The sequence below is a fragment of the Glutamicibacter sp. AOP38-B1-38 genome, from assembly GCF_052377485.1.
Lineage (GTDB): Bacteria > Actinomycetota > Actinomycetes > Actinomycetales > Micrococcaceae > Glutamicibacter.
In genome coordinates this window covers 67621-87381 of record NZ_JBQSWU010000013.1, presented here as the reverse complement: position 1 = coordinate 87381, position 19761 = coordinate 67621, and the positions used below count along the sequence as shown (strand labels likewise).

The 19761-nt window shown below is 64.6% G+C and carries 20 protein-coding genes; 5 read left to right on the top strand and 15 right to left on the bottom strand.

Annotated features, from left to right (window positions below; all coding sequences use genetic code 11):
• Positions 1-9: 9 nt before the first annotated feature.
• The 3 genes from ACT3TP_RS09600 to ACT3TP_RS09590 all read left to right on the top strand — a co-directional run bounded on the left by ACT3TP_RS09600 (position 10) and on the right by ACT3TP_RS09590 (position 1622).
• Positions 10-375, top strand: coding sequence for a DUF1844 domain-containing protein (locus tag ACT3TP_RS09600; RefSeq protein WP_096288056.1), 366 nt, complete (start codon positions 10-12; stop codon positions 373-375).
• A gap of 154 nt (positions 376-529) precedes the next feature.
• A complete protein-coding gene (locus ACT3TP_RS09595; protein WP_444620474.1) occupies positions 530-1093 on the top strand; it encodes a GNAT family N-acetyltransferase in 564 nt (187 codons plus the stop codon).
• A gap of 37 nt (positions 1094-1130) precedes the next feature.
• Positions 1131-1622, top strand: coding sequence for a GNAT family N-acetyltransferase (locus tag ACT3TP_RS09590; protein ID WP_444620473.1), 492 nt, complete (start codon positions 1131-1133; stop codon positions 1620-1622).
• Here ACT3TP_RS09590 and ACT3TP_RS09585 read toward each other — a convergent pair.
• From ACT3TP_RS09585 to ACT3TP_RS09550, 8 genes are all read right to left on the bottom strand, one after another.
• Positions 1619-2965 carry an MFS transporter gene (locus ACT3TP_RS09585; protein ID WP_444620472.1) on the bottom strand — a complete coding sequence of 449 codons (1347 nt, stop codon included), beginning with the start codon at positions 2963-2965 and terminating at the stop codon, positions 1619-1621. The genes ACT3TP_RS09590 and ACT3TP_RS09585 overlap by 4 nt on opposite strands.
• A gap of 21 nt (positions 2966-2986) precedes the next feature.
• The gene (locus ACT3TP_RS09580) at positions 2987-3868 is read right to left on the bottom strand and encodes an SseB family protein (RefSeq protein WP_444620471.1); all 882 of its coding nucleotides are present in this window, start codon (positions 3866-3868) and stop codon (positions 2987-2989) included.
• A gap of 157 nt (positions 3869-4025) precedes the next feature.
• Entirely contained in the window at positions 4026-4763 is a 738-nt protein-coding gene (gene priA / locus ACT3TP_RS09575; RefSeq protein ID WP_096288066.1) for a bifunctional 1-(5-phosphoribosyl)-5-((5-phosphoribosylamino)methylideneamino)imidazole-4-carboxamide isomerase/phosphoribosylanthranilate isomerase PriA, read from the bottom strand.
• A gap of 22 nt (positions 4764-4785) precedes the next feature.
• Positions 4786-4935, bottom strand: a complete 150-nt coding sequence (locus ACT3TP_RS09570; protein WP_176484251.1) for a hypothetical protein — start codon at positions 4933-4935, stop codon at positions 4786-4788.
• Positions 4936-4938: 3 nt separating this feature from the next.
• Positions 4939-5574 (bottom strand): imidazole glycerol phosphate synthase subunit HisH, encoded by a 636-nt coding sequence (hisH, locus tag ACT3TP_RS09565; RefSeq protein WP_096288068.1) that lies wholly within the window; start codon positions 5572-5574, stop codon positions 4939-4941.
• Positions 5575-6195: an imidazoleglycerol-phosphate dehydratase HisB gene (gene hisB / locus ACT3TP_RS09560; RefSeq protein WP_096288070.1), complete on the bottom strand. Its 621-nt coding sequence runs from the start codon at positions 6193-6195 to the stop codon at positions 5575-5577.
• A gap of 25 nt (positions 6196-6220) precedes the next feature.
• The gene (locus ACT3TP_RS09555) at positions 6221-7327 is read right to left on the bottom strand and encodes a histidinol-phosphate transaminase (protein WP_096288072.1); all 1107 of its coding nucleotides are present in this window, start codon (positions 7325-7327) and stop codon (positions 6221-6223) included.
• A gap of 74 nt (positions 7328-7401) precedes the next feature.
• Entirely contained in the window at positions 7402-7755 is a 354-nt protein-coding gene (locus ACT3TP_RS09550) for a LysM peptidoglycan-binding domain-containing protein (RefSeq protein ID WP_444620470.1), read from the bottom strand.
• Between the two features lie 257 nt (positions 7756-8012).
• Here ACT3TP_RS09550 and lexA point away from each other — a divergent pair, with 257 nt between their 5' ends.
• Complete coding sequence (gene lexA / locus ACT3TP_RS09545) at positions 8013-8729, top strand: transcriptional repressor LexA (protein ID WP_096288076.1); 717 nt, start codon at positions 8013-8015, stop codon at positions 8727-8729.
• Positions 8730-8791: 62 nt separating this feature from the next.
• Here lexA and ACT3TP_RS09540 read toward each other — a convergent pair whose 3' ends face one another.
• From ACT3TP_RS09540 to hflX, 4 genes are all read right to left on the bottom strand, one after another.
• Positions 8792-9913, bottom strand: a complete 1122-nt coding sequence (locus ACT3TP_RS09540; protein ID WP_444620469.1) for a glycoside hydrolase family 76 protein — start codon at positions 9911-9913, stop codon at positions 8792-8794.
• A gap of 49 nt (positions 9914-9962) precedes the next feature.
• The gene (locus ACT3TP_RS09535; RefSeq protein WP_444620468.1) at positions 9963-11609 is read right to left on the bottom strand and encodes a DUF222 domain-containing protein; all 1647 of its coding nucleotides are present in this window, start codon (positions 11607-11609) and stop codon (positions 9963-9965) included.
• An 85-nt stretch (positions 11610-11694) separates the two neighbouring features.
• Entirely contained in the window at positions 11695-13692 is a 1998-nt protein-coding gene (locus ACT3TP_RS09530; protein ID WP_444620467.1) for an ATP-dependent DNA helicase, read from the bottom strand.
• A complete protein-coding gene (gene hflX / locus ACT3TP_RS09525) occupies positions 13685-15349 on the bottom strand; it encodes a GTPase HflX (protein ID WP_444620466.1) in 1665 nt (554 codons plus the stop codon). Before hflX ends, ACT3TP_RS09530 begins: the two co-directional genes overlap by 8 nt.
• Before the next feature lie 320 nt (positions 15350-15669).
• On the opposite strand from hflX, the gene ACT3TP_RS09520 reads away from it, so the two are divergent.
• On the top strand, positions 15670-16275 hold the full coding sequence (locus tag ACT3TP_RS09520) for a class I SAM-dependent methyltransferase (RefSeq protein WP_444620465.1): 606 nt from the start codon (positions 15670-15672) through the stop codon (positions 16273-16275).
• A gap of 75 nt (positions 16276-16350) precedes the next feature.
• Here the strand turns inward: ACT3TP_RS09520 and dapF are convergent, their stop codons facing one another.
• The 3 genes from dapF to miaB are packed head-to-tail and all read right to left on the bottom strand — an operon-like array spanning position 16351 to position 19729.
• A complete protein-coding gene (gene dapF, locus ACT3TP_RS09515) occupies positions 16351-17283 on the bottom strand; it encodes a diaminopimelate epimerase (RefSeq protein ID WP_444620464.1) in 933 nt (310 codons plus the stop codon).
• Positions 17284-17292: 9 nt separating this feature from the next.
• On the bottom strand, positions 17293-18213 hold the full coding sequence (gene miaA / locus ACT3TP_RS09510) for a tRNA (adenosine(37)-N6)-dimethylallyltransferase MiaA (RefSeq protein WP_096288091.1): 921 nt from the start codon (positions 18211-18213) through the stop codon (positions 17293-17295).
• A gap of 4 nt (positions 18214-18217) precedes the next feature.
• Positions 18218-19729, bottom strand: coding sequence for a tRNA (N6-isopentenyl adenosine(37)-C2)-methylthiotransferase MiaB (miaB, locus tag ACT3TP_RS09505; RefSeq protein ID WP_444620492.1), 1512 nt, complete (start codon positions 19727-19729; stop codon positions 18218-18220).
• Positions 19730-19761: the final 32 nt, after the last annotated feature.

Here is a 19761-nt window from a genome sequence, read left to right as displayed (position 1 = left end):
CTTAGCAGTATGAGTACCGAAGACACCAACTCGCAGCAGCACGCCGTCGAGCAGCAGATGCGAGACATCGCAGAAGTTCCAGCAGTAGAGATCATCACCACCGCCGCAGTTCACCTGATGAGCGCGGCCGCGGTCAAATGCGGACTGGCAGAAGGTGATGACGCCGATGAGCTGAAGGATCTTGATGAAGCTCGCAAGCTAATTACCGCTCTAGCTGGCCTAGTCACCGCGGGTGCGCCGGAGCTTGGATCACAGCACGCGGCACCACTGCGTGACGGTCTGCGAAGCCTTCAGCTCGCCTTCCGCGAAGCATCATTGATCCCGGATGCGCCAGGCAAGGGCCCGGGCGAAAAGCTCACCGGACCGGTCAACTAGCGATTATTTCGCAGAATATTAAGAGATTAACGTCATGGATCCGCTTCCTTCGGGAAGCGGATCCATGCTCGTTTAAACATGAACTTTCCGTTTCGGAACAGATATTGCCGGATCGAAACGAGCCACAACGCGTTGCACTAGATAGGCTTCAATAATGGAGACTTTCGAACAGCCGGTGCTGCACGCCGGGCGCTATGTCTTGCGGCCGTTCGACATCCGCGACGTGGCACTGATCGAGGCGGCCTCGCTGGATCCGCTCATTCCGTTGATCACCAGCGTTCCCATTAAGGGATCCAGCCAGGACTTCGCGGACTTCATTTACAGGCAGCAACAGCGCGTGGCTGAGCGCACCGGGTATTCTTTCGCGATCGCCGAGGCGCAGACGAATCGGGCGGTCGGGCAAATCGGCTTGTGGCTGCACAACGTTGCCGCCGGCCGGGCAAGTATCGGATGTATCGGATACTGGGTCGATCCTGGACACCGTGGACGCGGTGCGGTGAGCGCGGCGATGGATGCACTCACCGTTTGGGCCCTGGAGCTTGCGCCCATCCATCGGGTGGAGCTGTACGTCGAACCATGGAACGAAGGTTCCTGGCGGGCCGCCGAAAAATGCGGTTTCACCCGCGAAGGAATACTGCGAAGCTGGCAACTGATCGGCACCGAGCGCAAGGACATGTACTGCTACTCCCGGCTGAAAACCGATGGGCCGGAGCGCTAGTAGAAGCACGATTCCACTACGAGAGGCAGGATCATTGATGGACCGTCAAACGCAGAAGATTGTTCTGGAACCATTGCACGAGGGGCATCGGCCGTTCGTCATTTCCCTGGCCTCCGATGAACGAGTCACTCGCTATATCGGTGACGGCTCGGTCTGGGACGATCAGACGATCGGCGAGCGAATCCAGTTGGCACTGAGCGCGCTGCCGCTGGCCACGGTTGGGGCCACTCGCTGGTTTGTGGCTATCGCTGCGGGGCATCCGGCAGGGCTGGTCGTCGCCACCCGTAAACCCGAGGGAGTCGAACTTGGGTATTGGGTCTCCCCCGGCTATTGGGGTCAGGGAATCGCCGGTGCCATGGTCAATAACGCGATAGGGCTGATCCCCGAACTATTTCAGGTGCGCCGTTTGATCGCCCGGGTTGACCCAGCCAATGTTGCCTCAGCCAAGTTGTTGGCGCGCAGAGGCTTCACGGGGCGGTCAAGCACCGACGGGCTGGATCACTACGAGCTCAAACTCGCCTCTGCCTAAACGAAGCCGCCCATCCGCGCGCGACGGGTGCGGCGGGTGCGGCGCACTCGTCGGCGAATCTGCTGGGCGATCAATGCGATTACCACGATGAATACCGCCAGCAAGCCGATGCCGATAAATGCCTGGGCGGGGCCGAGCGTATCCACGAAGATGCCGGTCAGCGGTGAACCGAGCGCGGTGCCGGTGGTCATCGCAGAACCGTACCAGCCCATGGCCTCGCCGCGGCGATTCTCCGCGACCAGATCGGTGAGCCATTCGGAGGCCGCCGAGAGCGTGGGCGCGCAGAGCAGGCCAGGGGCGAGCGAGAGCAGCGCCAAGCTCCAGGTGTCGGTGGCGAAGTACATGGGCACCGTCAGCACCGCCATCGCCAAGAGCAGCAGGAGCGGGGAGATGGCCCGGTTCATCGAGCCGTAGACCAGCCCGCCGATCAGCGACGAACCGCACCAGAAGAGGAATACGATCCCCAGGTCACCGGAGCGTGACTGCGCTTCGAGTTCGGCAACGATGCCCACCTCGGTGCCGGTGAGCAGCGCACCGGCACCACCGGCGGCGATGAACACCGCAAGCACCGAGGCGCTGATCCAGTTGAAGCGGCTCTTGAACGCACGTCCGCGGCTCTTGATCCGGGCGCGCGCGGACTTCCAACCCGCGGTGATCAATTCGCCTTCGACCTCGGCCACGCCGAAGGGGGCCGCGGCGATGAAACTGGCCTCCGCGCCGAGGCGCTCCTCGTGCACGTTGGCGCGCAGGGCCACCGCCTTGGGGTCATCGCTGCGCGTAGGCGGGTTCAAAATCATCAGCGCCAGACCGGCGACCGATGCGGTCACCCCGATGACGCTCAGCCCGATGGTGCTGCTGATCTGCGTGGCGACGATCCCTGCCGAGGCCGGTCCGACGATGAACACCAGTTCGGTGGCCGTCGCATCGAGCGCAAAGGCGGTGCGCCGGTTATCTCCGGTGGTCATGATGCCCAGGGCGGTACGGACTACGGAGAACACCGGCAGTGAGAAGAGCCCGCCGATGAAGGCCAGCGGGTACACCCACTCCAGCGACACGTGCGGGACGGTGCACCAGACGATGGTTTCGACGAAGATCGAAGGGATCAGCGCCCGGCGCAGCCCCCACGCATCGACCCGGGCACCGCGCCACGGGGCGCCGATGGCAATGCCGAGTGTCATCAGCGCGGTAACCAGTCCGGCGGACACCCAGCTCTGATCTAGGTTCGTGACCAGATGCAGAAGCAGCAGCATGCTCAGCGCCGAGTGCGGCAATCGGGCAATCATTCCGATGACTAGCAGCGTTGAAATCTGCGGCTGCCGCAGAATCTGCCAATACCGTTTCATACCCGGTGGTGTCCTTGTCTCTTAGTCTGGTGCGCTGAGCAAACTCACTTCGAGCGAATCGACCGCTTCTGCGAATTCTGGGTTTTGGGCCAGGCGCCCATGGATGTCTTTGGTGCTCTGGCGGGCTTCGGGCTCGGGGGTCCCGGCGGCGAAGACGAACTGCAGGTTCAGCTCCGGTCCGGGGCCGCCGCCTAGGACTGCCGCTCCAGAGACGTCTCGCGAGCCGACTCCCCGGCCCGGCGCCACCTTCACCGCGCGGAGCGCCCGACAGCCGGCGGTCGCCTCTTCAACGAGCTTGGCGATGTGCTCGCTGAGATAGCTCGGGGTCCAATCGGTTTGCTTGGCCAGGCTCCACATTCCGGGACGGCGCAGCACGAAGGTGAAGTCGCTGCCCGGGTCTAGCACCAGCAGTTGGGCTTCTTCGCTCACCGCAGACAGGGCCGCGCGGGGTGCGTAGACCGCAACCGGGCGGGCCTCGCCATGCCAGGCCTGCAAGCGCTCGACCGTGGTGAATACCGGCAAGGCCATCCGCCCGTCGGGTGCCTTGATCTTGACCAGCGCCATGTCGGCTTCCTTATCGGCGGCGAAACCGTGTTCGGTCAGCGCTTCCTCGCCCAGCTGGGCGACAACCGCCACGAAGACGCGAGCCTGGGACAGGGCCCGATGCACGCCGGCCTCGTCTCCGGTTCCCGCGCGGAGTTCGGCCAGGGCGCGCACCACGGCCGGGTCGGCGGCTCCATCGTCCTTGTCAAACTTGTGCAACGGATTTTCCTCGCCGCTCAAGTCCCGGCCATCCCAGCCTTGGCCGGCAGAATCTGCGCGGTTGCCAGCTTGCGCCAACGCCGCGGCGATATGCCCGGGCAGGTGGCGTTCGGGTTCGGATTCGTGGTGCGAAGTGCTCATGAAACTATGCTATCTGCCGGGTCCAAATGCGAAAGTCCTGCGAGGAGAATCTGTTCATGACCTTGGCCACCCATCCCGGTTCCGGCGCGGAAAGCAAAGAACCCGAACCTGCGCGGTGTGTGCGCTGGTTCGGGTCCGCTATTGAGACAGGTGGAGGCTAGCGGCGGCCTGCCACGTCCAGCGCTTGGGCAAGAGTGAACTGGCCGGCGTAGAGCGCCTTGCCCATGATCGCGCCTTCGATACCCTCCGAGACCAATTCGCGTAGCACGCGCAGATCTTCCAGCGAGGAGATGCCGCCGGAGGCGATCACCGGTTTGGTGGTCTTTGCGCAGATTTCGCGCAGCAGTTCAACGTTCGGACCGCGCAAGGTGCCGTCCTTGGTCACGTCGGTGACCACGTAGCGGGCGCAGCCGGCATCTTCCAAGCGTGCCAGCACGTCCCAGAGGTCGCCGCCGTCCTTGGTCCAGCCGTGGCCGGACAGCGTGGTACCGCGCACGTCCATGCCCACCGCGATCTGCTCGCCGAAGCGTTCGATGACGCGCGCGGTCCATTCGGGATTCTCCAAGGCCGCGGTCCCCAGGTTCACCCGGGTGGCCCCGAATTCCAGGGCGCGCTCCAGCGAGGCATCGTCGCGGATGCCGCCGGAGAGTTCCACCTTGATGTTCAGTTCATCGGCGATGCGGCGGACCACCTCGGTGTTGTTGCCGCGGTCAAAGGCCGCGTCGAGATCCACCAGGTGGAGCCATTCGGCCCCTTCGCGCTGCCAGGACAGGGCCGCCTCCAGCGGATCGCCGTATCCGGTTTCCGACCCGGCTTCGCCCTGCACCAGGCGAACGGCTTGGCCTCCGGCGATATCTACCGCCGGGAGCAGTTCAAGAATTGGTTGCTCGCTCATAATTTCCTTCTGTCGCTAATGTCTAGAGAGTCTGGACCCAGCCGGCGACGATTGCCGCGGCGGCCAAGGCCCATAACGCGATGATCCACGAGATGTGCGCTTTCTGGCTTTTGAGCGAGATCGCGCCACCGGCGAGGAAAGCACCGAGGGTTAGCAGGATGATGGCCCACATGTCCTAAAGTGTCTCCAACCAGTTGCGCAGCAACCGCGCCCCGGCGTCGCCGGACTTTTCCGGGTGGAATTGCACGGCGGACAGCGGACCGTTTTCCACGGCCGCGACGAAATCGGTGCCATGGGTGGACCAAGTGACCTGGGGCGGGGTCATCGCCGGTTGGGTAACATCGAACTCCCACTTCTGCACGCCATAGGAATGCACGAAGTAGAACCGCTCGTCCTCGATCCCGGCGAAGAGCCGGGAGTTCTCCGGTGGGCGCACGGTATTCCATCCCATATGCGGGATGACCTCTGCTTGCAGGCGCTCGACCACACCGGGCCACTCGCCGATGCCTTCGGTTTTCACCCCGTGCTCAACACCTTGCTCGAAGAACACCTGATGTCCTACGCAGATGCCCAGCACCGGCTGGCCACCGGCGATGCGGCGGCCAATCCACCGCAGCGCGCCGACCTTGGTCAGCTGCTCCATCACCGAGGCGTAGGCTCCCACGCCGGGAACGACGAGGCCATCGGCGGCCAAGATCGCTTTCGGATCCGCGGTCAGCTCCACCTCGGCGCCGGCGGCTTCCAGCGCCCGCACGGCCGAGCGGACGTTGCCGGATCCGTAATCGAGGACGACGACAGTTTTTTTCGCCACTTAGAGGGCACCCTTCGTGGATGGGATCTTGTCGCCCATGCGGGCGTCCGGCTCGACCGCTTCACGCAGCGCGCGAGCGAATGATTTGAACTGGGCCTCGACGATGTGGTGCGGATCGCGTCCGGAGAGCACCTCGATATGCGCGCAGATCTGCGCATGGAAGGTGATGGCCTCGAATACGTGCCGCGTCATCGAACCGGTGAAGTGCCCGCCGATCAGGTGGTATTCCTGGCCTGCCGGTTCCCCGCCGTGCACCAGGTACGGGCGGCCGGAGACGTCGACAACCGAACGCGACAGCGCCTCGTCCAGCGGTGCGTAGGAGGTGCCAAAGCGGCGAATTCCCGCCTTGGTGCCCAGGGCCACGCGCAGCACCTCGCCGATGGTGATGGCCACGTCTTCCACCGTGTGGTGCACGTCGATATGGGTATCTCCGGTGGCACGCACGGTCAGGTCGATGAGCGAATGCTTGGACAGGGCGGTGAGCATGTGGTCATAGAACGGCACGCTCGTGCTGATTTCCGAGACCCCGGTCCCGTCCAGGTCCAACTCGACGAAAACTGATGATTCGCTGGTCTCGCGTTCCATCCGGGCGCGACGAGCGCCAATCAATTCGGCAGACATGTCTTCCTTCGCTTGTGGGTGAATTCTACTTCTGGGCACCCAGCAACAAGGCCAGGTGCTCCAGGAAGGCGGTGGTTTCGGCTTCGGTGCCGGCGGTGACGCGCAGCGTTCCCTTGATTCCATTGTCGCGGACAATGATGCCGGCATCCAACAGGCCCTGCCAGATGGCGTGCGGATCCTCCAGTCCGCCGAAGAAGACGAAGTTCGAATCCGAGACAGATGGCTTCAAGCCGAGATCGATCAGCGTGGACACGATGCGGTCGCGCTGGGTCTTGATGTCTTCGACCTGCGCGAGCAGCAGCTCGATATTCTTCAACGCAGCGATGGCGGTTGCTTGGGTAACCGCCGAGAGGTGATAGGGCAAGCGCACCAGGCGAATCGCGTCGGTCACCTCGGGGGCCGCCGCTAGATAGCCCACGCGGGCGCCGGCCAGGCCGAAAGCCTTGGACATCGTGCGCGAGACGATCAAGCGCTGGCGCCCTTCGAGCAGGGTGAGCGCCGATCGGGTACCTGCCAGCGAGAATTCTGCGTAGGCTTCATCCACGATCACCATGGCGTCGGTTTCGCTGGCGGCCTCATAGACCGCTTCGATAACGTCCAAGCCCAGTGCGGTTCCGGTCGGGTTATTCGGGGAGCACAGGAATACCACGTTTGGGCGGTGTTCGCGCACCTGCGCGGCGGCGGATTCGGCCGAGAGGGTGAAGTCTTCGGCACGGTTTCCGGCAATGAATTCGGTATCGGTGCCACTTGCGAGCAACGGGTACATCGAGTACGTGGGGACGAAACTCAGCAGGCTGCGCCCCGGGCCGCCGAAGGCCTGCAGGATCTGCTGGAGAATTTCGTTCGAGCCGTTTGCGGCCCAAATGTTGTCGCGGGTCAGTTCGTGACCGAGGTAGTCGGCGAGCAGCTCGCGCAATTCGGTAAATTCACGATCCGGGTAACGGTTCAGGCCGGCAGCCGCTTTGGCTACTTCCTGAGCGATGGCATCGATAACTGTCGCTGGCAATGGATGGGTGTTCTCGTTGACGTTCAGCTGAATGGGAACGTCAATTTGTGGCGCTCCATATGGGGATAGCCCGCGGAGATTCTCACGCAGGGGCAGCTGACTCAGAAGTTCACTACGGTCATTCACGCATTAATTCTAATGGTGAGGCGCTCTCGCCGGTGAATCCACGACAAGAACAGGTAACAATGGTGAGCTGGCACCTAGTTTGAAAGTACGGGGATATCCAAAGTGTCCCCGACGTACAGCACACCAGCATCGATGGAGTTCAATTCCTCAATGTGGTTCATCGCCGCGTTGACTTCGTAGCCTGCAGCGTACTCGCTGGCCAGCCCCCATAGAGTGTCACCGGGAATCACGGTGACCTCCACAGTCGCCGGGCCGCTGGGCAGGTCCGTGGATGCTTGGGCGCTGCTGGTGAACATGGTGAACATGAACGCCGCGGCGATCGTGAGCAGGAAGACCGGTATGCCTACCAGTACTGCCCAACCCCGACGGTTGATGCGGATCCTCATTGGTCTTTTGCTCTGCTGTGGGTGAAGTGCCAGAGTTGCCACGACTTTTTCTCCTCAACGGTTACGTGTGATGCGAACCAATATTCGAATGCAATCTTCGAACACCTGTTCGATACTAGTACATCTTTTCTAACAGAGCCAGATCGAACTTGTCCAGATGTTTTCGAACAAATCTTTGAAAGAAGCCCTGTGATCAACTAAGATTTCGAAGTAGTCGATCAATGAATACATCACAACATTGGGCACCGACAGTTTGTAGCTTCGAACTGAGGACCGAATGCAAGGGAAGGCAAAAATACATGTCAGCATCACAGCGCACTCCCCGGTCGAACGCCCGTTCGCTGACGATACGTCAGAAAAAGATCCTCGAAACCATCCAGCGTGCGATCGGCAAGAATGGCTATCCGCCGTCGATGCGTGAGATTGGCGACTCGGTCGGGCTCAAAAGCCTTTCGAGCGTGACTCACCAGCTCGGTCAGCTCGAAAAGCTTGGGTACATTCGTCGCGACCCGAGGCGTCCTCGAGCCATGGAGATTTTGCTTCCGTTGCAGCTTGCGGAGGACGGCGAGGGAAGCAGCGAGCCGCAGAGCGCGCCGGAACCCGTTGAGGACACGAAGGTCATCGAGCTGAGCTCCTCGGCGGATACCACGATGGTTCCCTTGGTCGGACGCATCGCCGCCGGTGGACCAATTTTGGCGGAGCAAACCGTCGAAGACGTCTTTTCCCTACCACGCCAGCTGGTTGGCCACGGCGAGCTGTTCATGCTCAAGGTGTCGGGCGATTCGATGGTGGATGCGGCAATTTGCGATGGCGACTGGGTGGTCGTCCGTCGCCAGCAGACCGCGGAGAACGGCGATATTGTGGCCGCATTGCTTGACGAGGAAGCCACGGTGAAGACCTTCCGTCAGCGCGATGGCCACACCTGGTTGCTGCCACAGAATTCACGTTACGAGCCGATTCTCGGCGACGCTGCCACGGTGATGGGACGCGTCGTGTCGGTGATGCGCTCGCTGTAGCGGGCAAGTCTGTTCCAACGAGCCATTCGGCCTCACCCATTCTCGGTGAGACCGGATGGCTTTTATTTTGCGTCGAGCTGGCTCGGCGGCAGGCTCACGCGCCCGGCCGCCTGGAGGATCGTCCAGCGTTGGGTGGCCGCAGAAAGCTCCGTCTCGACCCGGTCCGCGAGCTGGCTCGCCGTGTCGCAGACCAATCGCGCGGCGGTGCGCCGGGTCGCGGCGGGCAGGCGTTCATCGTTCGCGGCGAGCGCCAGGTAGCGGCAGAGGATTCCAGTGAACAGATTGCCGTCTCCACCGGATTCCAGGCGCAGGCCCTGTGTCGCAGTGGCGAGCCGATCGTTGATCGCCTGGATCAGCGAGACAGCTTGCGCCAGATGCTCCGCGGACCCGGTGGCCAGCAATGCACCGAGCACGGTGCCCTGGTTGTAGGTGTAGATCGCTTCCTCGGTGCGCGGGCCGCCGGCGGTCAGGCGGATGCCGTCGAGGTAGAGCCCGGAAGGTGTGCTGTAAAGCTCGCGGCGCAGCCAGTCCAGCAGCCCCGTGGCGGTGCCTAAATCCGCGATGCGTGCGAAATACAGGGCCGCCGGGGCGTTGGTGGGCGTGTTCTTGAAGTCGCGTTTGCGCGACCAGTAAAGCCCGCCGCCGAGCTTCTCGTCTTGGCCGCGCACCAGCTGTCGACCCAGTGCACGCATGGCTAGGGTGGCGAGCAGCGCCGGGCGGGCGGTGAGCTGCTGGCTCAGCCCATTGAGCCGTTGGCTGGCAAGCAGCAACCAGGCCATGTCGTCGTAGAAGTAATTCGGGAAGCGGCCGAAATTGCGCAGCAGGATGCCGCGCAGCAGCTGTTTGGCCCGCCGCCAGTGCCTCTGGGCCGCGCACCGGTGACCGGAGTGCAGCTCATGGAAGGCCGCGTCGAGGATCGCGTCGAGATAGTGTGCCTGCCACCAGTAGTGCCATTCGGACCAAGGGCGCGGGCGTTTTCTAGGCGCTGGCGCGGCAGGCATCGCATGCAGCGAGCCGATCCAGGTGCCGGGCAGGCCCATGAGCCGATGGCCGAATCGGGCGTGCAGGTCCTCGCCTGCCACCGCGGCCAGGGCCTCCCAGTGTGCGGGATCGTGGATGCCTGGCTGATGCTGCGCTTCATTCACGAGTCGGCTCCCACTACTCAGTTCTCCGGTTGTGTGCACCAGCGTAGCCGCTTCGCCCGCCGGCATCGAGCACATCGAGCGGGCGGGATCAGGCGGCGAGCACTTCGGCGGCCGAGAACCAGTAGGTGTTGCGCCGCGGTTGTTGATCGGGGTCCAAGAATTTGGGCAGCAGCACCGCCGGAGGTTTGCCCTCGGCCACCACGAGGCTGAAAAGCCCGGCATGGCGTGCGTGGTGATGCATGGGACAGAGCAGTACGCCACGATCCACGCGGGTCTGTCCGCCCTCCTCCCACGGGTCGACGTGGTCCGCCTCGCAACGGCTGGCCGGCATCCGGCAGCCCGGGTAGATGCAACCGCGGTCGCGGGCCGCCAGAGCGCGTTTCATATGCGGTGGAAAAAGGCGTTTGGATCGGCCGATGTCCAGCGCTTGGCTTTTGCCGTCCAGCACCACCGGGTAGATTCCGGCGTTGCACATCAGCGTTCGGGCCGACGCCGCGGTCAGCGGCAGACCGTTTTCGGTGCTGGCGAAGCTGGCGGCGCCATCGAGCATTTTCTCGTAGTTCAGGTGCACGATCACCTGCGGGGTGATCAGCCCGGCGCCCGGATTCTTGCCGCCGACGCGATTGGCGCGCAGCACCGCGAGCAATCCGGTCAGGTGGCGCAGGGCCGGGCTCAGGTCTTCGAAGGGCCGTTCGGGCGGCGCGGCGAGGTTGCTGGGTGGTTTCGGTGGTTCGGCTTCCGTCGCTTCGGCATCCGGGGTGCGGGCCCAACCAGGCATGCTCGGTGCATCATCCCATTCCCTGGGGGTGGGTGGCATTGGCGCAACCGGGGTTTCGGGCTCGACCGATGGGGTGGGCTCGGCAGATGGCGTGGGCTCGGCGTGCTTAGGATAGCTGGCGTGGACGAGCTCGTTGAGCTGCTCGCGGTTGCCGGCGATGGTGTTGGGGTTGTCGATTTTAGCGCGGAGCGACTCGATGAGTTCGGCATCGTGCGGGAAGACCTTGAGCTGGTAGATGACCAGCCCGCCTTTTGTGCCGCGGGGGAAGAGCCCGGCCTCGTCGAACAGCGCCTCGGGCGGGCGCTGGGACTGGAGCTGTTCGGCGATGAGGCCGGACAGGTGTTTCGCGGCGCTGGCCGGCTCCTGGGCGATGAGCCTGACTGCCTGCGCTTCGAGCTGGGCACGGGCCTGCGGGCCGGGCAGGTCCGCTTCGGCGTTGCGGATGGCCCGGGCGGCACCGATCGCTGGGCGCGGATCCACGTTGCGGTTCGCGAAGTGGGTGGCAAGCTGCGGGCAATCGGGGGTGGTGCGCTCCCCCGCCTCGGTGACCTTGGCGATCAGCGAGCCGGCGGCCGCGAGCCGGGAGAGGGCCGCGCCGTGGGCGATGCCCAGCCAGCCGGAGTGCAGGTCTGCGGCGTCCTTGAAGCTGCTGCGGCCCAGCGTGCAGGTGCCGTGCAGTGCGGCGAGCTGCTCGTCCGTGGGTGCGGCGCCAGCGTCGGCGATGGCATCTAGGGATTCGGTATCCAGCTGATGGCTGCCGCTGCGCTGAACCGCGTCCGCCGCATGGATCTGCAGGCGGGACAGGGTCTGCGCGGTGCGTTCGGCCAGCCAGGCGAAGTAGGCGGCCTGGCCGGCGGGCAGTTCCTCGGAAGAGAGCTGCGCGCAGGCGGCATCGAGGGTGGTGATGGCCTGGGCCATCGCCCCGAGGGCCGCCTGGTTGCTGGTGAGTTCTTCCATGCCCCCACCTTGCCCGGTCCGCGGGCGGGGGCCGGCGGATCGGGCGCAGGGTGTGGATAAGCGGGAGTGGAAGCTCCGGCGCCGGCTACTTTTCCGGTTTCAGGCGCTGCAGCACGCCGGTGATGACCTTCTTGTCGGTGGTCGGCCACATCGGCGGCAGCGAACTTTTCAGGAATGAGCCGTAGCGGGCGGTGGCCATGCGCGAGTCGAGGACCGCGACCACCCCCTTGTCCTGCACCGAACGGATCAAACGGCCGGCGCCCTGGGCGAGGCGGATGGCCGCGTGGGTCGCGGAGACCTGCATGAAGCCGTTGCCGCCGTGCTTGGCCACGTCCTCGGTGCGGGCCTTGGAGATCGGGTCATCGGGGCGCGGGAAGGGGATCTTGTCGATGATCACCAGGCGGCAGGAATCCCCGGGAACATCCACGCCCTGCCAGAGGGTCATGGTGCCGAACAGGCAGGTGTCGCGCTCCGCGGAGAAGTCCGCGACCAGCGACTTCATGCTCGCGTCGCCCTGGCAGAGGATTTTCACGTCGAGCTTCTCGCGCAGGATCGCCGCGGCCTCCTCGGCCGAACGCTTGGAGGTGAACAGCGCCAGCGCGCCGCCGCCGGAGGCGGTGATCAGGTCCTCGATCTCGTCCAGCGTCTCGGCGGCCAGCTGGCGCCCGGGCTTGGGCAGATGCTTGGCGACGTAGAGGATGCCCTGGTTCGGGTAGTCAAACGGGCTGCCGACGTCCACCCCGGTCCAGGTCGGGGCGCCCTGGCCCATGAGCCCGAGCGATCCGGCCACCGAATCGAACTGCGAGCCGATGGCCAGGGTGGCGCTGGTGAGTACGACGGTGCGCCCGTCGAACAGGCCCTCGCGCAGCTTGCCGGCCACCGAGAGCGGGGCGATGTTCAGCGTCGCCGGTTGGCTGTCATCGGTTTCCACGTAGCCGCGGCCCTCGATGAATTCGCGCGGGCGGGAGGTGAAGAGCACCTCGCGGCGTTCCTCGGCTTCGAGCATGCGGATCGCGTCGTCCATCACCGCCTGCATCTGCGAGCGGGCGGTCTGCCGGCCCCCGTCCGCCGGGGCGTTCGCCTCCGGCTTGGACAGCGCCAGCACCAGGCGGGCCTGTTCGACGATGTCGTTCAGTGCGATGCCCATATCTTCGCGCAGCCCGCGCTCCAGCAGCCCGGTGGGCACCCCGGTGAGCGACTTCTCCAGTCGGCCGGCGGCCTTGGTCAGCTCGTCGACGTTCACGCCGCAGTGCCTTTTGGCGCCGCCGGCGGCGGTGAGCACCCCGCGTGCCGAAAGCGCTCCGGAGACCGAGCTGGTCACCCGGTCCTGCAGCTCGTGGGCCTCGTCGATGATCGCGACCTCGAAGTCCGGCAGCACCGAGAGGCCTTCGAAAGCGGAGACCGCGAGCAGCGCATGGTTGGTGATGACCACGTCGGATTCGGCGGCCCGCGCCCGGGCCATTTCGGAGAAGCACTCATCGGCCATCGGGCACTTTTGGGCGCCCAGGCATTCCATGGCCGAGACCGAAACCTGTTTCCAGGCCTTGTCGCTGACCCCGGGGACCAGCTCGTCGCGGTCCCCGGTATCGGTCTTCTCCGCCCAGTCGCGCAGCTTCAGCACCTCGGCGGCCAGCGGGGAGAACATCTGTCCGGCCGGCGCGGCCGGCGCGTCCATTTCGAACAGCGTCCCCTCGCTGTCATCCGGGTACCCGCCGCCGAGCTTGTACTGGCAGAGGTAGTTGGCCCGGCCCTTGAGCAGAGCCACGTCCATCGGGCGGGAGAGCTTGCCCTTGAGCGCTTCGAGCAGCCGCGGCACATCGCGCCCCACGATCTGGGACTGCAAGGCGAGGGTTGCGGTGGACACGATCACCGGCTTCGCGCTGGTTTGCGCATGGGCGAGCGCCGGGATCAGGTAGCCCATCGACTTCCCGGTGCCGGTGCCGGCCTGCACCAGCAGGTGTTTTTCGTCCTCCAGGGCCTCGACCATATGCTTGACCATCTGCTGCTGGCCGACGCGCATCTGGCCGCCCATGGAGGTCACCGCGGTTTCCAGAAGGTCCAGGACCTGCTCTTGCTTATCCATGTAGGTTGAAAGTCTCCAACTGAACCGCGAGGGATTCTCGCACCTTGACGATCATCCGGGTTCCGTGATCCGTGTGTTCGCTTTCCAATATTTCCGATTCGCTCTGGTGCAGCTTGGCGATCAGGTCTCCGCGGTCGTACGGGATGAGGATTTCCAACTGCACCTCGGGCCGCGGGATCGAGCTGCTGATCTGCTCGAGCAGCGCCTCGATGCCTTCCCCTGTGCGCGCCGAAACGATCGTGGTGTTCGACTCCCGATTGCGCACCCGTTCGATGACGATCGGGTCGGCCACATCGGCCTTGTTCAGCACGATGATCTCGGGAATGTTCAGCGCGTCGACCTCGGCCAGCACCGTGCGCACCGCCTTAATCTGCCCCTCGGGGTCCGGATGCGAGGCATCGACCACGTGCAGGATCAAATCCGAGTCGGCGATTTCTTCCAGCGTCGAGCGGAAGGCCTCCACCAGCTGGGTGGGCAGGTTGGAGACGAACCCGACGGTATCGGCCAGCGTGTAGGTCAGCCCGTCGGCGGTTTCCGATTGGCGCACGGTGGGATCCAGGGTGGCGAACAGCGCGTTCTCCACCAGCACCCCGGCGTTGGTCAGCCGGTTGAGCAGCGAGGACTTGCCGGCGTTGGTGTAGCCAGCGATGGCCACGGCCGGGACCTGGTTGCGTTTGCGGTTGGCGCGCTTGGCCTCGCGGGCAGGCTTCATCGCCTTGATCTCGCGGCGCAGCTTGGCCATCCGGTCGCGAATGCGGCGGCGGTCCATTTCGATCTTGGTTTCGCCCGGACCGCGCGAACCGATGCCGCCACCGGCGGCGCCCACCCGGCCACCGGCCTGGCGGGACATGGATTCGCCCCAGCCGCGCAGGCGCGGCAGCAGGTATTCGAGCTGCGCCAGTTCGACCTGGGCCTTGCCTTCGCGGGACTTGGCGTGCTGCGCGAAGATGTCCAAAATCAGCGCGGTGCGGTCGATGACCTTCACCTTGACGATGTCCTCCAACGCGCGGCGCTGCGAGGGGGCGAGTTCGGCATCCACCACGACGGTATCGGCGCCGGTGGACGCGACGATGTCGCGTAGCTCGATGGCCTTGCCGGAGCCGAGGAAGGTGGAGGAATCGGGCTTGCTGCGGCGCTGGACGACCCCGTCGAGCACCTCGGAGCCGGCGGTTTCGGCCAGCGCGGCGAGTTCGCGCAAGGAGTTCTCCGCGTCGGTGACGCTGCCTGAGGTCCAGATGCCGGCGAGCACCACGCGCTCCAGGCGCAGCTGGCGGTATTCGACCTCGGTGACATCTTCCAGCTCGGTGGAGAGCCCGGCCACGCGGCGCAGCGCGCGGCGGTCGGCTAAATCGTCTTGGTCCCCGTCGAAGGATGAATGCTCGGCGGAGAAGCGGTTCAGCGCGGTCGCCTGTCCGGAGAAGATGTGCTCCTCGACCGGTTCGTCGGCGTGGAATACGGCAGGGGCTTGTGCGTCGTCGGCCGCCAGAATGCGGTCGATGGCTGCCTTGATCTGGGCATCATCCATTGATGCCGCGTCTTGCTCGTGTGACTCGGAGTTAGTCATGGTCTCCTTAGAAGAACTTCTCTGTACAGAATAGTGCGGGGTACCCCCACTTCGCGAGGTGGCGCGATCAGATGTCGGTGGGTGTTCGGTCATACCGGTCCTTGTGCTCAAGACAAATTGCTGTCGGTGATCAGGTGAAGGGGCGGTTACCAAGAGACTGCGGCGGGGCACGAAGTGGTGCGGAGAATCCAGAAAGAAAAAGAAAAGGACCTTGCCGTCTGCAGGTTCATGTATCCGGTGGGCGCGCGAAATCAGCGCCGGTTCTCCGGGGAACCCTGGTAACCGAGTGGGTTACGTATTAGACGAAAATCAAAGTCATAGGTAAAACTCTATCAGTGGAATGCGCCGCGCGCCTATATCGTGTAGCTCACGTTGTTTGCCCGGCTTTGCGCGCAGGCGATAATCTTTGGTGCATGACCTCGGATCATTACTTCAGCGCCAGCCCCGCCTCGGCCGACGAACGCCGCAGCATCGCGGTGGAATTGAACGGCCAGCGCCATCAGGTGCAGACGGCGCCGGGCATCTTCTCCCCCGCCGGGCTGGACAAGGGCACCGCCGTGCTGCTGGAGCATGTCCCGACCCCGCGCGGGCGGATCCTGGACATCGGCTGCGGTTGGGGCCCGATCGCGCTGACCGCCGCATTGCAGAGCCCGGAGTCCGAAGTTTTCGGTGTGGACGTCAACGAGCGTTCGATCGATCTTGCCAAGCTGAATGCGCAAAGCATGGGGCTGTCCAAAATCACCGTAGGCACCCCGGACTCGGTGGATCCGGACCTTGAATTCGACACCATCTGGTCCAACCCGCCGATCCGCATCGGCAAGGAAGCCCTGCACGAACTGCTGCTGCTTTGGCTTCCGCGCTTGGCACCGGGCGGCGACGCCTGGCTGGTGGTGCAGAAGAACCTGGGCAGCGACTCGTTGCAGAAGTGGCTGGGAACCCAGTTGCCGGAGGACTGGAAGATCACCCGCGAAGCGACAGCCAAGGCCTTCCGCGTGCTGAAAGTGGCCCGCCCGGCCTAACCGGGATTGAAGACTTAAGCGAAGCAGCCTGCCACCGAATCCAGTGATTCGGTAGCAGGCTGTTTTCGTCTTGGGTTAGTTGGCGCCGATCACGCCGCGGGCCACCAATGCGGCGGGCCCGGAGAGAATCGTGTCTTCCTTGCCGTCGTCGGTAGGTGCGAATTCCACGCCAACCAGCCCGCCGGGCACTTCGACGGCCCACTGGTTGATCAGTGCCGTGCCGCGCGCCCAGTAGCGCATGGCGGCCGCCGCGGCACAGGCCCCGGTGCCGCAGGAGAGGGTCTCCCCCACACCGCGCTCGTGCACGCGCATCTTCAGCTGCGCGACGCCATCGGTGATCAGCGGTTCGGAGGGAACCACGAATTCCACGTTGCTGCCGTTCGGCGGAGCCGGGGATACTTCGGGTGCGGAAAACAGGTCGAGGTTCTCCAGCATCTGCGCATCGGGCAGGGCCGCCACGGTATGCGGGTTGCCCATGGTGATGCTCAAAGCGGGAAGTGCCTGCTCCCAGCCGCGCGGCTTGACCATCGAGTCGACCGAGTCCGCCGCGGCCTGTTCCTCGAAGATCAGCCCCCAGGGGCCGAGGTTAGCGGCGTAGCCGTCGGCCAGGCGGGTGACTTCCTTGACGCCGGCGCGGCTGCCGATGAGCAGGCTGGCACCGATCGGGATGTTGACCAGCCCCTCGGCGAGCAGAAAGTGCACGAAGGCGCGTACGCCGTTGCCGCACATTTCGGCGATGGAACCGTCGTTATTGCGGTAGTCCATGAACCAGTAGGCTTTGGGCTGCTCCAGGGCCTGCTGCTCGAAGCCGGGGACCTGGGAGGTGGGCACGGCGCGGATCAGCCCGTCGCCGCCGATGCCAAACCTGCGGTGGCACAGGGCCGCGACCTGCTCTGGCGTCACCTCGTGCTTGGCCTCGGGGTCCGCGAGCAGCACGAAGTCGTTTCCGGTGGCGTGTCCCTTGGCGAAGGGCAGTCCGGCAAGCTGGGCTAGTTCGGTGCGGTACATCGCGCTCCTTTAGATGGTGGGGTCGCTCGGGCGGAGCAGCTGCTGTGCTTTGCCCAGCAGCCCGGGTTCTTTCGGGTTCAGCCAGTGCACCCGCGGGTCGGCGTTGAACCAGGTCAGCTGGCGGCGGGCGAACTTCCGGGTGGCCACGATGGTGTCCTCGATGGCTTGGCCCCGGTCGATCTTGCCGTCCAGGTAGTCGGTGTACTGCTGGTAGCCGATGGCGCGCGCGGCGGTTTTGCCTTCGCGTAGCCCCTGGCCCAAGAGTTCGGCAACCTCCTCGGCCAGCCCCATGCGGTCCATTTTACGGACGCGTTCGGCCAGTGTCTCGTGTAACGCGGGACGCTCGTAATTTAGTCCGATCTGCAGCGCCGGCTGGAAGTACTCGCGGTTGGGCATGTAGGAGCTGAAGGGGCGCCCGGAGATTTCGAAGACCTCCAACGCGCGGACGGCACGCCGGGTATCGAGGTTGCGGTCCGCGGAAACCGGGTCGACCTTTGCCAGCCGGCGGCGCAGCTCGCCGTCCCCGTGCTCCTGCACCTCGGCTTCGAGCCGGTCCCGGACCGCGCGATCGGTGGGCGGGAAGTCGATCACGTCCAGCGCGGCGCGTACGTAAAGCCCGGAGCCGCCGACCATGATCGGCACCTTGCCGTGGGAGCGGATTTGGTCGAAGTGGTCGCGGGCTTGGGCCTGGAACTGGGCGACGGAGGCCTCTTCGCGGATATTCATGATGTCCAGCAGGTGGTGCGGGATGCCGCCGCGCTCGGCTTCGGCGAGCTTTGCGGTGCCGATGTTCATGCCGCGGTAGAACTGCAGTGCGTCGGAGTTGACGATTTCGCCGCCCAATTCTTGGGCCAGCGCGATGGCCAGATCCGATTTGCCGGTTCCGGTGGGTCCAACAATGGAGATCACCGGCAGCTGAGTGGAGTTCATGCGGTTAGCTGCGCGCCTTCAAGGTCGGCATGCCCAGGTTGGTTCGGCTTGCCGCGCCGCCGCTGCCGGCGGCAGGCACCGCGCAGCTCTCGGCTTGGGCGCGGTCCCATGCGTCGCCGGCTCGTGAACGACGCAGCGAATACTCTTCGAGCGTCGGATCGGAGACGAGGTGGAAGGCCGCGGCCTCGGTGATCGGCACGGTGACCAGATCGCCCGGGCGAGGCTGCTCGGCGCCTTGCGGCACGGAGAAGTGCACCAGCCGCTGGTCTTGGGCGCGGCCGGCCAGGCGGTGGGTTTCCTCGGACTTGCGTCCGGACTGTTCGGTGACCATGACTTCCACGGTGCGCCCGAGCTGCTTGGCGTTTTCTTCCTTGGCGATGCAGTCCTGCAGTGCGGTGAGCCGCTCGAAGCGTTCCTGCACCACTGCCTTGGGAAGCTGCTCGGGCAGCTCGGCTGCCGGGGTGCCCGGGCGCTTGGAGTACTGGAAGGTGAAGGCGGTGGAGAAACGTGATGCCTCGACCACGTCGAGAGTCGCCTGGAAATCTTCCTCGGTTTCACCTGGGAATCCGACGATGATGTCGGTGGTGATCGCCGCCTGCGGGATGCGCGTGCGCACCTTGTCCAGGATGCCGAGGAATTTCTTCGAGCGGTAGGAGCGGCGCATGTCCTTAAGGACCTTGTCGGAGCCGGACTGCAGCGGCATGTGCAGCTGCGGCATCACATTCGCGGTTTCGGCCATCGCCTCGATCACGTCGTCGGTGAAGGCGGCCGGGTGCGGGCTGGTGAAGCGCACCCGTTCCAGTCCCTCGATTTCACCGCAAGCACGCAAGAGCTTGCCGAAGGCCAGCTTGTCGCCGAATTCGACGCCATAGGAGTTCACGTTCTGCCCCAGCAAGGTCACCTCGATCGCGCCGTCGGCTACCAGCGCCTCGATTTCGGCGAGGATCTCTCCTGGGCGGCGGTCGCGTTCCTTGCCGCGCAGCGCGGGCACGATGCAGAAGGTGCAGGTGTTATTGCAGCCAACCGAGATTGACACCCAACCGGCATAAACCAATTCGCGGCGGGTCGGGAGCGTGGAAGGAAAGACATCCAGAGATTCGAGGATCTCCAATTCAGCCTTTTGATTGTGTTCGGCGCGGTCCAGCAAGGCCGGCAGCGAACCGATATTGTGCGTGCCGAAGACGACGTCCACCCAAGGGGCCTTCTTCAGGATCGTTTCGCGGTCTTTCTGCGCGAGGCAGCCACCGACAGCGATCTGCATTCCCGGTCGGCGGTCCTTGACGCTTTTGAGCATTCCGAGGTTTCCGTAGAGCTTGTTGTCAGCATTTTCACGGACCGCGCAGGTATTAAACACCACGACGTCCGCCACTTCGTCGTCGTCGGCTTCGGCTTTGCGGGCAAGCCCCGCGCCTTCGAGCAGCCCGGAGAGCCGTTCGGAATCGTGCACGTTCATCTGGCAACCGTAGGTGCGTACCTCGTAGGTGCGCGAAGGATTCTCGGTATCTGCTGGGGTCATCTCGTCGAACTCACTCACCCCTCAAGGTTACC

Bases quoted from the DNA above. Each gene is read 5' to 3' on its own strand.
- ACT3TP_RS09600 (WP_096288056.1), top strand. From the start codon at position 10: ATGAGTACCGAAGACACCAACTCGCAGCAGCACGCCGTCGAGCAGCAG.
- ACT3TP_RS09595 (WP_444620474.1), top strand. From the start codon at position 530: ATGGAGACTTTCGAACAGCCGGTGCTGCACGCCGGGCGCTATGTCTTG.
- ACT3TP_RS09590 (WP_444620473.1), top strand. From the start codon at position 1,131: ATGGACCGTCAAACGCAGAAGATTGTTCTGGAACCATTGCACGAGGGG.
- ACT3TP_RS09585 (WP_444620472.1), bottom strand. From the start codon at position 2,965: ATGAAACGGTATTGGCAGATTCTGCGGCAGCCGCAGATTTCAACGCTG.
- ACT3TP_RS09580 (WP_444620471.1), bottom strand. From the start codon at position 3,868: ATGAGCACTTCGCACCACGAATCCGAACCCGAACGCCACCTGCCCGGG.
- priA (WP_096288066.1), bottom strand. From the start codon at position 4,763: ATGAGCGAGCAACCAATTCTTGAACTGCTCCCGGCGGTAGATATCGCC.
- ACT3TP_RS09570 (WP_176484251.1), bottom strand. From the start codon at position 4,935: ATGTGGGCCATCATCCTGCTAACCCTCGGTGCTTTCCTCGCCGGTGGC.
- hisB (WP_096288070.1), bottom strand. From the start codon at position 6,195: ATGTCTGCCGAATTGATTGGCGCTCGTCGCGCCCGGATGGAACGCGAG.
- lexA (WP_096288076.1), top strand. From the start codon at position 8,013: ATGTCAGCATCACAGCGCACTCCCCGGTCGAACGCCCGTTCGCTGACG.
- ACT3TP_RS09535 (WP_444620468.1), bottom strand. From the start codon at position 11,609: ATGGAAGAACTCACCAGCAACCAGGCGGCCCTCGGGGCGATGGCCCAG.
- ACT3TP_RS09530 (WP_444620467.1), bottom strand. From the start codon at position 13,692: ATGGATAAGCAAGAGCAGGTCCTGGACCTTCTGGAAACCGCGGTGACC.
- hflX (WP_444620466.1), bottom strand. From the start codon at position 15,349: ATGACCGAACACCCACCGACATCTGATCGCGCCACCTCGCGAAGTGGG.
- ACT3TP_RS09520 (WP_444620465.1), top strand. From the start codon at position 15,670: ATGACCTCGGATCATTACTTCAGCGCCAGCCCCGCCTCGGCCGACGAA.
- dapF (WP_444620464.1), bottom strand. From the start codon at position 17,283: ATGTACCGCACCGAACTAGCCCAGCTTGCCGGACTGCCCTTCGCCAAG.
- miaA (WP_096288091.1), bottom strand. From the start codon at position 18,213: ATGAACTCCACTCAGCTGCCGGTGATCTCCATTGTTGGACCCACCGGA.
- miaB (WP_444620492.1), bottom strand. From the start codon at position 19,729: ATGACCCCAGCAGATACCGAGAATCCTTCGCGCACCTACGAGGTACGC.